At 61.1% G+C, this 12,193-nt stretch carries 15 protein-coding genes; 10 read left to right on the forward strand and 5 right to left on the reverse strand.

Translation table 11 applies throughout. The annotated features are described in order from the left end of the window. Positions 1-23: 23 nt before the first annotated feature. Positions 24-269, forward strand: coding sequence for a DUF2789 domain-containing protein (locus tag KW838_RS22595; protein ID WP_046040688.1), 246 nt, complete (start codon positions 24-26; stop codon positions 267-269). Positions 270-273: 4 nt separating this feature from the next. Here the strand turns inward: KW838_RS22595 and KW838_RS22600 are convergent, their stop codons facing one another. Both KW838_RS22600 and KW838_RS22605 read right to left on the reverse strand, forming a co-directional pair. Next, entirely contained in the window at positions 274-555 is a 282-nt protein-coding gene (locus KW838_RS22600) for a type II toxin-antitoxin system RelE/ParE family toxin (protein WP_102702592.1), read from the reverse strand. Then, positions 552-830, reverse strand: a complete 279-nt coding sequence (locus KW838_RS22605; RefSeq protein WP_102702591.1) for an antitoxin of toxin-antitoxin stability system — start codon at positions 828-830, stop codon at positions 552-554. The genes KW838_RS22600 and KW838_RS22605 overlap by 4 nt, the downstream gene beginning before the upstream one ends. A 198-nt stretch (positions 831-1,028) precedes the next feature. Here KW838_RS22605 and KW838_RS22610 point away from each other — a divergent pair, with 198 nt between their 5' ends. The 7 genes from KW838_RS22610 to KW838_RS22640 all read left to right on the forward strand — a co-directional run bounded on the left by KW838_RS22610 (position 1,029) and on the right by KW838_RS22640 (position 8,576). After that, the gene (locus KW838_RS22610) at positions 1,029-1,457 is read left to right on the forward strand and encodes a MarR family winged helix-turn-helix transcriptional regulator (RefSeq protein WP_218503652.1); all 429 of its coding nucleotides are present in this window, start codon (positions 1,029-1,031) and stop codon (positions 1,455-1,457) included. Beyond that, positions 1,454-3,526 (forward strand): FUSC family protein, encoded by a 2,073-nt coding sequence (locus KW838_RS22615; protein ID WP_218475554.1) that lies wholly within the window; start codon positions 1,454-1,456, stop codon positions 3,524-3,526. The genes KW838_RS22610 and KW838_RS22615 overlap by 4 nt, the downstream gene beginning before the upstream one ends. Continuing rightward, complete coding sequence (locus KW838_RS22620) at positions 3,523-3,732, forward strand: DUF1656 domain-containing protein (RefSeq protein WP_007987399.1); 210 nt, start codon at positions 3,523-3,525, stop codon at positions 3,730-3,732. The genes KW838_RS22615 and KW838_RS22620 overlap by 4 nt, the downstream gene beginning before the upstream one ends. Beyond that, the gene (locus tag KW838_RS22625; RefSeq protein WP_218503653.1) at positions 3,729-4,616 is read left to right on the forward strand and encodes an HlyD family secretion protein; all 888 of its coding nucleotides are present in this window, start codon (positions 3,729-3,731) and stop codon (positions 4,614-4,616) included. Before KW838_RS22620 ends, KW838_RS22625 begins: the two co-directional genes overlap by 4 nt. Beyond that, positions 4,613-6,061, forward strand: a complete 1,449-nt coding sequence (locus tag KW838_RS22630; RefSeq protein WP_102675672.1) for an efflux transporter outer membrane subunit — start codon at positions 4,613-4,615, stop codon at positions 6,059-6,061. The genes KW838_RS22625 and KW838_RS22630 overlap by 4 nt, the downstream gene beginning before the upstream one ends. A 93-nt stretch (positions 6,062-6,154) precedes the next feature. Next, positions 6,155-6,790 carry an NADH:ubiquinone oxidoreductase subunit N gene (locus tag KW838_RS22635; RefSeq protein ID WP_102702586.1) on the forward strand — a complete coding sequence of 212 codons (636 nt, stop codon included), beginning with the start codon at positions 6,155-6,157 and terminating at the stop codon, positions 6,788-6,790. A gap of 280 nt (positions 6,791-7,070) precedes the next feature. Next, on the forward strand, positions 7,071-8,576 hold the full coding sequence (locus tag KW838_RS22640; protein WP_218503654.1) for a YdgA family protein: 1,506 nt from the start codon (positions 7,071-7,073) through the stop codon (positions 8,574-8,576). Positions 8,577-8,648: 72 nt separating this feature from the next. On the opposite strand, the gene KW838_RS22645 is transcribed toward KW838_RS22640, so the two are convergent. Then, positions 8,649-10,178 carry an apoptosis inducing factor family protein gene (locus KW838_RS22645; protein WP_218503655.1) on the reverse strand — a complete coding sequence of 510 codons (1,530 nt, stop codon included), beginning with the start codon at positions 10,176-10,178 and terminating at the stop codon, positions 8,649-8,651. Between the two features lie 138 nt (positions 10,179-10,316). Between KW838_RS22645 and KW838_RS22650 the strand changes: the two genes are divergently transcribed. Both KW838_RS22650 and KW838_RS22655 read left to right on the forward strand, forming a co-directional pair. After that, the gene (locus KW838_RS22650; RefSeq protein ID WP_102700138.1) at positions 10,317-10,877 is read left to right on the forward strand and encodes a YbhB/YbcL family Raf kinase inhibitor-like protein; all 561 of its coding nucleotides are present in this window, start codon (positions 10,317-10,319) and stop codon (positions 10,875-10,877) included. Between the two features lie 43 nt (positions 10,878-10,920). Continuing rightward, positions 10,921-11,190: a hypothetical protein gene (locus KW838_RS22655; RefSeq protein WP_256358945.1), complete on the forward strand. Its 270-nt coding sequence runs from the start codon at positions 10,921-10,923 to the stop codon at positions 11,188-11,190. Between the two features lie 76 nt (positions 11,191-11,266). Here KW838_RS22655 and KW838_RS22660 read toward each other — a convergent pair whose 3' ends face one another. Both KW838_RS22660 and KW838_RS22665 read right to left on the reverse strand, forming a co-directional pair. Then, positions 11,267-11,596 carry a hypothetical protein gene (locus KW838_RS22660; protein WP_102700140.1) on the reverse strand — a complete coding sequence of 110 codons (330 nt, stop codon included), beginning with the start codon at positions 11,594-11,596 and terminating at the stop codon, positions 11,267-11,269. Positions 11,597-11,657: 61 nt separating this feature from the next. After that, positions 11,658-12,188, reverse strand: a complete 531-nt coding sequence (locus KW838_RS22665) for a DUF5384 family protein (protein ID WP_102700141.1) — start codon at positions 12,186-12,188, stop codon at positions 11,658-11,660. Positions 12,189-12,193: the final 5 nt, after the last annotated feature.

The raw sequence follows: 12,193 nt of genomic DNA on the forward strand, positions 1-12,193 counted from the left end.
AAATTGGTCCCCAGGAGTTCGACATGGAAAACCCAACCCACAACCTCCCTTCGCTGTTCAAGCAACTCGGCCTGCCGGACGACGCCGAAAGCATCGATAAATTCATCGCCACCCATTCACCGCTCAAACCGGAACTGCACCTTGCGGATGCATTTTTCTGGAGCCCGAGCCAGGCGGAGCTTCTGCGTGAGGAGATACTCGATGACGCAGATTGGGCGGAGGTGGTGGATCAATTGGATGTGATGTTGAGGAAGGGGCGGGGGGTGTGAACCGTCATCGTCCGGGCGGCCACTGTCGAGAAGTATGGACCAGGGCGAGTATCCAGATGGCGTCCAGTCCCTGTTCATAAACAATGCGGTAACTCTGATGTGGAATCAGCTCGCGAGTGCCTGAAATGATCCCGGCAGGGCCGCTTTCCGGGTTTTGGGCAAGCCGGGATAGTGCATCGCTGAACCGGTTGTCCATGTCGATGGCTGCTTTCGGGTTAACGGCATGCAGGTAATCCCAAATGTCTGCACGGTCCTGTGCTGCTTCTTTCGTCCATATTATTTTCATTCTTGTCGCTCGGCCCGCCTGCGCCTGGCAGCGAACTCTGCCTCGATTTCATCATTTGTCAGCCCGTCGCCGGCGCGCATCGAAGCGCGTGCGGTGTCGACCTTGCGCTGCAGGAATGCTTCGTACTCGCGAGCCTCCCGTTGGGTTTGAACAAACTGACGCATCATTTCCCGGACGATTTGCGAGGCGGGGCGATGAGCGGCGTCTGCCTCTGCCATGAACTGTTCACGCAATTCAGACTCAAGTTTCATTGTAAAAACGGCTTGTTTAGACATGGCTGCCTTCTCGGTTGTCGTAATGACAAAGTATATACATCTTCAGTACGTTGGCTGATTCACCTCTATGGCTTCGCGACGGATGGCAGCCAATTTGTTTCAAAACTTGACGGAAAATCCTCTCCAATGCAATATTGATAGTTAGCAAACTAACAGTGTGTATTTTCCCTCGTGCCGAACAACCTCGACGTTCTCCAGATGAACATCAGCAGTGCCATGGTGGTGGCCGCCAGGCATTGGCGCAAAATCTGCCAGACCACGCTGGTCAACTATGGAATCTCCGAAGCCTGCGCCGTTCCGCTGTTGATGATCGGGCGCCTGGGCGAGGGCGTGCGCCAGGTGACGGTGGCGCAAGCCGCAGGGATGGAGAGCCCATCGCTGGTGCGCCTGCTGGATCAACTGTGCCATTCCGGATACGTCTGCCGGACCGAAGATACCCAGGACCGCCGCGCCAAATGCCTGAGCCTGACCGAAACCGGCCGGGAGCTGGTGCAGGCGGTTGAAGTGGAACTGGTGCGCTTGCGCCAGGAAGTCCTGGAAGGCATTGACCAGAGTGATCTGGAAGCTACGCTGCGGGTACTGAGAGCTTTTGAAGCGGCCACGCCGCCATCGGTGGCCAACTCTTGAACGGATTTTTTGCTGGCATGCCCCCGGCGCGAGACTGGTTCTATGGGGTCCGCACCTTCGCCGCCTCGATGATCGCGCTGTACATCGCCTTGCTCATGCAAATGCCGCGTCCGTACTGGGCGATGGCCACGGTGTACATCGTTTCCAGCCCGTTTCTCGGCCCTACCAGTTCCAAGGCGTTGTACCGGGCAGTCGGCACCTTTATCGGCGCTGCGGCGGCGGTGCTGTTCGTGCCGATGTTCGTGCAGAGCCCCTACGTGCTGGTGGTGGTGATTGCGCTGTGGACCGGCACGCTGCTGTTTCTGTCCCTGCATTTGCGCACTGCGAACAACTACGCCTTGATGCTTGCCGGTTATACCTTGCCGTTGATTGCCCTGCCGGTGGTGAACAACCCGCTGGGGGTGTGGGACGTGGCCGAGGCGCGGACCGAAGAAATCTTTCTCGGCATCGCCGTGGCGGCAGTGGTCGGTGCCATGTTCTGGCCGCGGCGCCTGGCGCCGGTGTTCAATGATTCGGTGAGCAAATGGTTTACCGATGCATCGACCTACAGCCTGCGTTTCCTCAGTCGCAACGTGCAGCCTGAAGAAGTCAGTGCGTTGCGCGCATCGATGGTCGCCACCTTCAACTCCCTGGAGTTGATGATCGGTCAGTTGCCACACGAAGGTTCGCGTCCGCAGACGGTGCGCAATACCAAGGAGTTGCGTGGGCGGATGATTCATCTGCTGCCGGTAGTCGATGCCCTCGACGATGCGCTTTATGCCCTGGAACGACGTACGCCCGAGCTTGTGGACAAGTTCGCGCCGTTGCTGACGGCCACCACCGAATGGCTCGCGCACAAGGATGCCGACCTCGACCGCTGGCAAGCACTCAAGGATCAACTGGAAGCCCTGCAACCCGCCCCCGAAGCGCTGGATGACCGCAAGCAGCTGCTGTTCTCCAATGCCATCTACCGTCTCGGCGAGTGGATCGATTTGTGGCAGGACTGCCGCAGCCTGCAATACGCCATCCAGTGCGAAAGCCAGGACAGCTGGCGCGCGGTGTATCGGCACTGGCGGCTGGGGCGGCTGTCCCCGTTTCTGGATCGCGGCCTGATGTTGTATTCCGCGGCCTCCACCGTCACCGCGATCATCGTGGCCTCGGTGTTGTGGATACTGCTCGGCTGGACCGATGGCGGCAGCGCCGTGATCCTGGCAGCGGTGGCGTGCAGCTTCTTCGCCTCGATGGACGACCCGGCGCCGCAGATTTACCGGTTCTTTTTCTGGACGGCGATGTCGGTGGTGTTCGCCAGCCTTTATCTGTTTCTGGTGCTGCCCAACCTGCATGACTTTCCGATGCTGGTGCTGGCGTTTGCCGTGCCGTTCATTTGCGTCGGCACCCTGACGGTCAAGCCGCAGTTTTACCTGGGCATGCTGCTGACCCTGGTCAACACATCGTCCTTCATCAGCATCCAGGGGGCCTACGACGCCGACTTCCTCAGTTTCGCCAACTCCAACCTGGCCGGTCCGATGGGGCTGCTGTTCGCGTTCATCTGGACCCTGATCGCCCGGCCGTTCGGGGCCGAGCTGGCAGCCAAGCGCCTGACCCGTTTCAGCTGGCGTGACATTGTCGGCCTCTCCGAGCCGGCCACGTTGTCCGAACATCGGCTGCTGGGCATAAAGATGCTCGATCGGCTGATGCAGCACCTGCCGCGCCTGGCCATGACCGGCCAGGACTCCGGCGTGGCGCTGCGGGAAGTGCGGGTGGCGCTGAATCTGCTGGACCTGCTCGCCCATACGCCGCGGGTCCTCGGTGTGCCGCAGGTGCTGCTGCGCCAGGTAGTCGCCGAGGTTGGCGAGTACTTCAAGGCCTGTCTCAAGGCCGGTGAGCGCTTGCCGGCACCGAGCCCGCTGCTGATGACCCTCGACCGCACGCGTCGCGCCCTCAGCGGTGCCGGCGATGACGAAACCCGTCGGCATCTGCTGCACGCCCTGAGCGGCCTGCGCCTGGCACTGTTGCCAGGTGTCGAATTCGTCGGTGCCGCCGAGCCCGAAGAACCGCTTCCCCATGGCATTGATGGAGCGCCTTTATGATCGGTGACCTGGATCTCAGCGGGGTGTTTCTGCCCACGCTGCTGGTGCTGATGGGCATTACCTATGTGTTGTACCTGTTGGTGCACGGGGTGCTGACGCGCCTGCACTTTTACCGTCTGGTCTGGCACCGGGCATTGTTCAACGTGGCCCTCTACGCCCTGCTGCTTGGCGCCGTGGACTCACTCAGTCGATACCTGATGACATGAAAAAACCCTTTCTAACCCTTGGTCGCGTGGTGTTGACCCTGCTGATCGTGAGCTTCGCCGTGGTCGTGGTCTGGCGCATGGTGATGTATTACATGTTCGCGCCCTGGACCCGCGATGGGCACATCCGTGCCGACATCGTGCAAATCGCGCCGGATGTTTCCGGGTTGATCCAGCAAGTGGAGGTGCGCGACAACCAGTTGGTCAAGCGCGGCCAGGTGCTGTTCAGCATCGATCCGGACCGCTTCAAGCTGGCACTGCGCCAAGCGAAAGCGGCTGTCGCCGACCGCGAAGAAACCCTGGCCCAGGCCCAGCGCGAGGCCAAGCGAAACAAGGGCCTCGGTAACCTGGTGCCGGGTGAGCAACTGGAAGAAAGCCAGTCGAAAGTGGCCCGCGCCCAGGTGGCCTTGATGGAAGCCCAGGTGGCGGTGGACAGCGCGCAGCTCAACCTCGACCGCTCGGTGATCCGCAGCCCGGTGGACGGCTACGTCAACGACCGTGCGCCACGGACCCAGGAGTTCGTCAGCGCCGGGCGTCCGGTGTTGTCGGTGGTCGACAGCAATTCGTTCCACATCGACGGCTATTTCGAAGAAACCAAACTGAACGGCATCCATATCGGCCAGAACGTCGACATCCGGGTGATCGGCGACAATGCACGCTTGCGCGGGCACGTAGAAAGCATCGTTGCCGGCATCGAAGACCGCGACCGCACCAGCGGCAACAACCTGCTGCCCAACGTCAACCCGGCCTTCAGCTGGGTGCGCCTGGCCCAGCGGATTCCGGTGCGCATCGCTTTCGATGACGTGCCGGAAGATTTCCGCATGATCGCCGGGCGCACCGCCACGGTATCGATCATCGACGATCAGCAACGGGAGCCGGCGCAATGAGCAAGGCCTCGGGTTTGGCGGTCGCCGGTTTAGGTTTGCTGCTGTCGGCGTGTCAGATGGTCGGGCCGGATTATCACTTGCCCGAAGAGGCGGCTGTCCATCGTCCAGATATCCAGGGCGATCTGGCGGTCGACGGCAAAACGGTGGTGTCCGCACCGGTGCCGGCCGATTGGTGGCGCCTGTACAAGGACCCGCGACTCGACCAGCTGGTACAGCAGGCCATGGCCTCCAACACCGATTTGCGTGTGGCGGCGGCCAGCCTGTCGCGGTCTCGCGCTCAGGTGGATGAGGCCGAAGCGGCAGGTGGCTGGAGCGGCGGCGTGCAGATGGGCGCCCAGCGCTTGCAGGAGTCCGGCCAAGCGTTCCTGCTACCGGAAAAAGTGCCGGTGGCCAACATTGGCGACATCGGCATCAGCGCGTCCTACCAGTTCGACCTGTTCGGGACCTTGCAACGCGGTATCGAAGCGGCCAAGGCCAATGCCGATGCGACGCAGGCCGCCGCCGATACGGCACGCATCACCGTGGTGGCCGACGTGGTACGGGCCTACACCCAGGTGTGCGCGGCCAATGAAGAGCGGGAAATCGCCCAGCACTCCCTCGACCTGCAAGCGCAAAGCACCACACTGATCCAGCGCCTGCGCGATGCCGGGCGTGGCGACGAAACCCAGGTCACCCGCTCGCAAACCCAATTCAAATCCCTGCGCGCCGACATGCCGCGCTATGAGGCCTCACGTCAGGCCGGGCTGTATCGCCTGTCGATGTTGCTGGCCAAGCCGGTGGACCAACTGCCGGCTGGCACCGCGACCTGCGACGAGCTGCCGAAAATCGCGCAATTGGTCCCGGTGGGCGATGGCGCCGCGCTACTCAAGCGTCGCCCGGATGTGCGGCAGGCCGAGCGGCGGCTGGCGGCCGCGACGGCCGGTATCGGTGTCGCCACGGGTGAGCTGTACCCGAATATCAGCATCGGCGCGACCATCGGTACCGTCGGTATCCTCGACGATCTCGGCGACCCGTCGACCAACCGCTGGGGCTTCGGCCCGTCGCTGACCTGGAAGGTGCCGACCAACGGCGCCCGGGCGCGCATCCGCGAAGCCGAAGCGGTGACCCAGGCAACGCTGGCGCATTTCGATGGGGTGGTGCTCAACGCGATTCGTGAAACCCAGACCAGCCTTGCCCAATACACGGCCTTGCTGCAACGCCGCGACGCCCTGGCCGATGCCGAGCAATCGGCAAAACTGGCGGCTGAACAGACCCATCGCTTCTTCCAGGCCGGTCGCGAATCGTTCCTGGCGGACCTGCAAGCGACCCGCACTTACACGGATGTCACGGCGCAATTGGCCGCTGCCAACACCCAGGTAGCCGCCAGCCAGATCGATTTGTTCCTTGCGTTGGGCGGCGGCTGGGAAAGCGGACGAACGCAAGCGTCGAACTCCGGCAAACCCTGAGGCCGTTGCTATGCTTTGAAGTGTTGGAGGGGCGCCTCGTGCAAAGCGCCCTTTCTTCGCACAAGGCTCGCGCAGATCAGGGGGAAACCAATAATGAAAAACCCTTATGCTCTCGGCTTCTGGTGCGCCATCGTGGCGTTGGTGCTGCTGTCGGCCACCTATTTCTACGGCGTCATGCTGGCCCACCAGATCGACAAGGCTCTGGTGTTCCTCGACAGTGCCGTCGCGTTGATAGCCGTGATGTCCGTTGCGGTGGTGGCCTGGGCGTCGGTCCAGAATCAGCGCATCAAAAAAAGACAACTCGAACAAGGCAAGACCCTGGTCCTGATCTGGGATACCAAGGTGGCGTTGCGTCGTGTCGAAACGGTGTTCGACCGTTATTTCTGGGGCAGTTACTGGCAACCGGGGCGCACGTTCCAGGAAGTCATGGGCGAATTGACCGGCACGCCGCTGGAAAAAAGCCTCGAAACCCTGAAAAAACAATGCCTGGCACTGGATCGGCAAGTGGCTGACGACGGTCGGCACTGGCTCAGCAATGCCCGGGAGCTGGCCGATGTCGCCACGGCCATGGCCCGTGAACGTTATCAACTGGACGTCTGCGACCCCCGCGCGGAAGTGACGGGCGGAGCGGTGATCAACCGCGACTTCGAAGTGCTGGTGTACACCTGGACGGCGCGGCTTAAAAGCTTTGATCATCAACTGGACGAGATCGAAGTCCAGTATTCCTGATTCTGTGTTGGCTGTTCTGACGCCTTCGCGAGCAAGCCCGCTCCCACATTGGAATGCATTCCCCTGTGGGAGCGGGCTTGCTCGCGAAGGCGATTGAATGCACAGCGAAAATTTCGAACCCTGCGCCCCCCCCAAGACACTCTTTCACCTTTAATCATTGGGCCGTTCGTCGCGCCTGATGCTAATCTGCATTCCACTTTCAGCACAGTCGAGCCGCAACCCGTCATGGGTTCAGGGAAGACGACCACACTTTCAACAACGGACATTGAACGGGTCATACATGAACAAATCAGCAGGCGTGCTACTGGGAATTGTTGTCGCAATCGGTGCCATCAGCGCAGGCGGAGCCTGGTTTACCGGCACCAAGCTCGAAGGTGTGTTGAACTCTTCGATTGCCGATGCCAACAAGGAGCTGCAAGCGGCCATGGTCGGTTCCAACGGCACCGCGTCGCTGGAGCTGGTGTCGCTGGAGCGTCATGTATTCAGCAGCACCGCGCACTATCGCCTCAAGGGCGAAGGTGAAATGTTCGGCGAAGCACCGGTCGAGTTGCTGTTTGTCGATCACATCGAACACGGCCCGTTGCCGTTCTCGCGGTTGATGTCGCTGAAGTGGCTGCCGGTCCTGGCGACCAGTCACTACGAACTGGAAAAGACCCCGTTCACCGAGAAGTGGTTTGCCGCCGCCAAGGACAAATCCCCACTGACCGGCGTGGTCAACATCGGCTATGACAACGCCACCAATGGCACCTTCGAGTTGCAGCCGCTGGAAATGGCGCTGGATGACAAGTCGAGCATGAAATTCTCCGGCCTGAGCATGGACGTCGACGCCAGCGCCAAGGCGCAGAAGGTCAAGGCCAGCGGCTACATGGACAGCCTGAAAGTGACCACCGTTTCCGAAGACCAGGCACCGGTGCAGGTTGAGTTCAACGGCCTGACCCTGGCCAGCAACCTGACCAAAAGTACCTACGGTTTCTATGTCGGCGAGAACGTCCTTGAGCTGGCAAGCGGCAAATCGACTTTTGGCGTCAAGCAGTCGGTGCTGGACTTCAAGAAATTCGAGATGAAAAACCTGACGGAAGAAAAGGGCAGCAACGCTTCCGGTCGTGCGGACTACAAGGTCGGCGAAGTGTCCCTGAATGGCAAGGCCATCGGTTCCGGTGCGCTGACCATGAGCGTGAAGAACCTCGACATTCCGGCCACGATGTCGTTGATGCAGGTCTACCAGAGCAAGCTGCAGCCGTATGAGCGTGAGGCGGCCGAAGCGACGGCAGCGGGCCTGCCGGCACCGGAGCTGAAACTGACCGAAGCCGAAGAGGCATTGCTCAAATCCAGCCTGGAAAAACTGCTGGCGGCCGGTCCGCAGGTAGCCCTGGAAAACCTGTCGTTCAACACCGCCAACGGTGAGAGCCGGGCCAACATGGTGCTCGACCTGACCAAGCCACAAACCATCGACCTGCCGACCGATCAGTTGGTCAGGCAGTTGATCGCGTTGCTGGACTTCAAACTGAAAGTGTCCAAACCCATGCTGGTCGATGTGCTCACCGTGCAGTCGCAAATCGACGGTCAGACCGACGCCAAGCTGATTGCCGATCAGGCCACCGCCACCGCGGACATGTTCAGCAGCATGGCGGTCGGCAGCCAACTGGCAAAACTGGACGGCAACAACATCGTCACCAACCTGCGTTACGCCAACAATCAGGTGGACTTCAACGGCCAGAAAATGACCGTCGAAGAGTTTGCCGGTTTTGTCATGAGCAAGTTTGCGGAAACTGGCGCCACCGAATAACGGCGGCTGTTTACCCGGTAACGCCCGGCCTCTGCATCGCGCAGGCGCCGGGCGTTTTGCTGTCCAGTATCGCTAGGGAACGTCACGGATCAGGCGCCATGCCTCTTCCCAGGGCAAGGGTTGCTTCATCCGCTCGGCAAGCATCGCCATGGCCCGGTCCATCTCGCAGGCTAGCGCCGCCGACACCACGCCATTTTTTCCGAACAGGCCGATGAAAGGCGGATCGTAAGGGTCACCCTTGAACTCGACTTCGTCCCAGGCCTCGGCGTGCCCGAGGTAGTCGTAGGTCTTGCCGAAATGCCAGGTCCAGAAAAACGGCACGTCGAGGTAATGCTCGTCCCCGCCCAGCATATTGGCCGCTGCGATCCGCGCCTGCTGTTGGGCCAGTCGCCAGTGTTCGATGCGCACGTATTGGTTGTTCAGCGGGAAGGTGGCGATATCGCCAGCCGCCCAGAGGCCGTCGGCCACGCGCATTGCGCCGTCGACACGCAGCGACTGATCCTGCTCTTTCGCCAACCCGGTGAAGGCGGCGGTGGCTGGAGTGACGCCAATGCCGACCAGCACCAGATCGGCCGCCAGGCGTTGGCCGTTGTCCAAGTGTACGGCTTCGACCTTGTCGGTTCCTTCGATCTGTACCGCATTGCCCTGGGTATGAAACACGACGCCATTGGCTTCATGCCGCGCGCGGATAGCCTTGCCGACCGTTTCGCCGAACTGTTTGGCAAAAGGCACTGCGTGGCGGGCCAGCACGGTCACGTCCAGGCCAAGCTGGCGCAGGGACGAGGCGGACTCCATGGCAATGAAACTGTCGCCGATGATCACCACCCGTTGGCCGGCGCTGGCGCTGTTCAGAATCTGCTGCGCATGGGCTCTGGAGCGTAAAACGAACACCTGCGGCAAGTCGGCGCCGGGCAGCGTCAACAGCTTGGGTTCGCCGCCGGTGGCCAGCAGCGCGGCGTCGTAGGTCAGTGATTGGCCGTCAGTCAGCCGCAGTGTGCGGTTTGATGCGTCCAGGCTGGCCACTTCGCCCTGCAGGCGCTCGATCCGCTGCTCGCGGTAAAACGCCTCGTCGCGCAGCGGCGGGACTTCCTGCGGCGGCATTTCCCCGGCGATCACGTATTTGCTGAGCGCGGTGCGGTCGTATCCGGCCTCGGCTTCGCGGTCGATCAACAGCACCCGGCCACCGAAGCCTTTCTCGCGCAACGCCGCCGCTGCCGCCGTACCTGCTGCGCCAGCGCCGATAATAATGAAGGTTCGTGGATCGTCGGCCGGTGGCGTGTGGGCGTCCGATAATGGCTGGTCGCCGACCCAGATTTCGCCGTCACGGATTTCGAGGGGATAGCGCTTGAGACTGTCCAGGGCTGGCGGTTCGCACAGGCCGCCATCCTCGATCCGAAACTGCGCCTTGTGCCACGGACAGGTCAGGCGTCCGTTGCATACCGCACCATCAGCCAGCGGGGCGCCGGCATGCGGGCATTCGGCCTGATAAGCGCGAAGTTGCTCACCGGCCCGCAACAGTAGAATCTTGCTGCCCTGGACTTGCACTTCCAGTCCCCGGTCTTCGGGCACATTGGTGACACGCGCAACGCGATGCAGAGTCATGATTGCTCTCCAGACAGACGTTTACTTATGAGTCTGGCGCTTATCGCGAGGTTCAGCCAACTCCCCCTGCCACGGCGTGAACGGTCCGGCTATAGTTTGCACGCCGACGACGGCCCAACACGCACAAGGTGCTCCGGAATGACCCGATTGACCTCAATCAACGCTTGGCTCGCAGCCGCCGCTGTCGCCCTTTGCGTGCAGTTCCCGGCGCAGGCCCAGGAACGCTTCACCCTGAACATTCCCGGAGTTTCCGATGACCGTCTGTTCACGTCGGCCGCTGCGAGCGATTCCGCGGGCTGTGGCGGACACAACATTTCCCCGGCATTGAACTGGAACACCGGCCCGGCCGCCACCCAAAGCTACGCCATCGTCATGCACGACCCGGACGGCCAGAAAGGCCAGGGCATCGATCAGTGGGTGCATTACGGCATCAAGGCCGGTACCCACCAAATCCCGGCCGGTGCCGGGAGCAAACCCGGCCTCGAGGGCGTTGGCGGTACCAACAGCCAGAACACCACCGGCTACATCGGCCCTTGCCCGCCCGTTGGCGACAGCGCGCACCACTACATCATCCAGATCTACGCCCTGGACCTGGCCCCGGACGCCTTGCCCGCCGGCCTGACCCGTGCGCAACTGCTGGAAAAAATCAAAGGCCACGTCCTGAGAAACAGCAGCGTGGTGCGGCGCTATCACCGCTAAAGGCGGATTTACAGAAAACTGAAGTGCGCAGCATGGCTGGGATTTGGCATCCGCCCCCGAAAGCGCGCACTATCAGGCCATAGCCGATGCGTTGGAGGATGCCGTGGCAAAAAAAATCGACCGCATCGCCCAAATGCTCAACTGCCCGCAAAAGGGTGAAGAACTGCGGCGAGCGATTACCGAGAGTCGCAAGGATTTTCTGCTGAACCAGCCGGAAGAAGAGGTTGTTGAAGACGACGACCTTGAAGAGGAGCTTTTCGAGGACGACGAGGATGATGATGAGTACGACGAGTTCGACTGGACCACAGAATGAAAAAAACCGCCTTTGGCGGTTTTTTTTGGGTCCAGGCAAAAGCCCTGAAGTGCTGTGACTGGCGTACTTACAAGTGTTACAGCCCGTTGGGGAGAAACTTGGTTGCGCCGCTGACATCATCGATTTTCTTGATGCGAAAGGCTTTCAGGCAAGTGTCGTCGCGGGTGTTGGTGTCGGAGCAATATTGCTTGATGAAATCGGCAAAGATCATCTCCTGGCCATTAACGGTGAGGACGCGCTTGTAATATTCACCATTGATACCCTGGGCTTGACGACTGTCAGTCATCTCCTGATCCACCACCAGGCGTCCGTGCAGGTCGACAGCTGGAACCTGGGCTTTGGGATCTTCTTTGGAGCAGGCGCTCAGGAGCAGGCCTGCGGCAATCAGCGTACATAAACGCAGCATAGGAATTCATCTCTGATAACGGATGCCCCGGACCTGGGTCCGGGGCAGATCGATAGGAGGATTACTCGCCGAACAAGCGGCTGGAGCGATTGACTTCAGCCTTGCCGGCATCTTCCAGCAGGGACTTGGTGCCGGAGGTCACATTGCGTGCCGAGTCGGCTTCAGACTGGATCACGTCGGTGCGTGCCGCGCTGTCACGCAACTCCGCATCGATGTAGTCGTTGGCGCGTGCGGTGCGCGCGCGCTTCGCCTGCAGTGCCAGGCGGCGCTCTTCCAGCTCCAGTGCGCGCAACTCGTCTTCGTAGCCTTCTTCTCGGGTTTGAACACGCTTGTGTTCAAGTTCCTGTGACTTGCGCTGCTCAAGGGCCTTTTGCTGCGCAGCTTGCTGTGCCGCTGCCCGTTGCCGACGATCAGCCGCGATACGAGCATCCTCGCGTGCCCGTTCGGCTGCCGCCTGGCGGACGCGTTCGGCCTGAGCGGCTGCTTCAGTCTGTTTGGTCTGCTGTTCGACTTGATACAGGCTGTCGAACTGGTTTGCCAATGCCGGCAGGGTGAGCAGTGCGAGGGCGGAGCCCAGAACAATATGTTTCATGTCCG

The organism is Pseudomonas sp. PDM27 (assembly GCF_019219205.1).
GTDB classification, from domain to species: Bacteria; Pseudomonadota; Gammaproteobacteria; order Pseudomonadales; family Pseudomonadaceae; genus Aquipseudomonas; species Aquipseudomonas laurylsulfatiphila.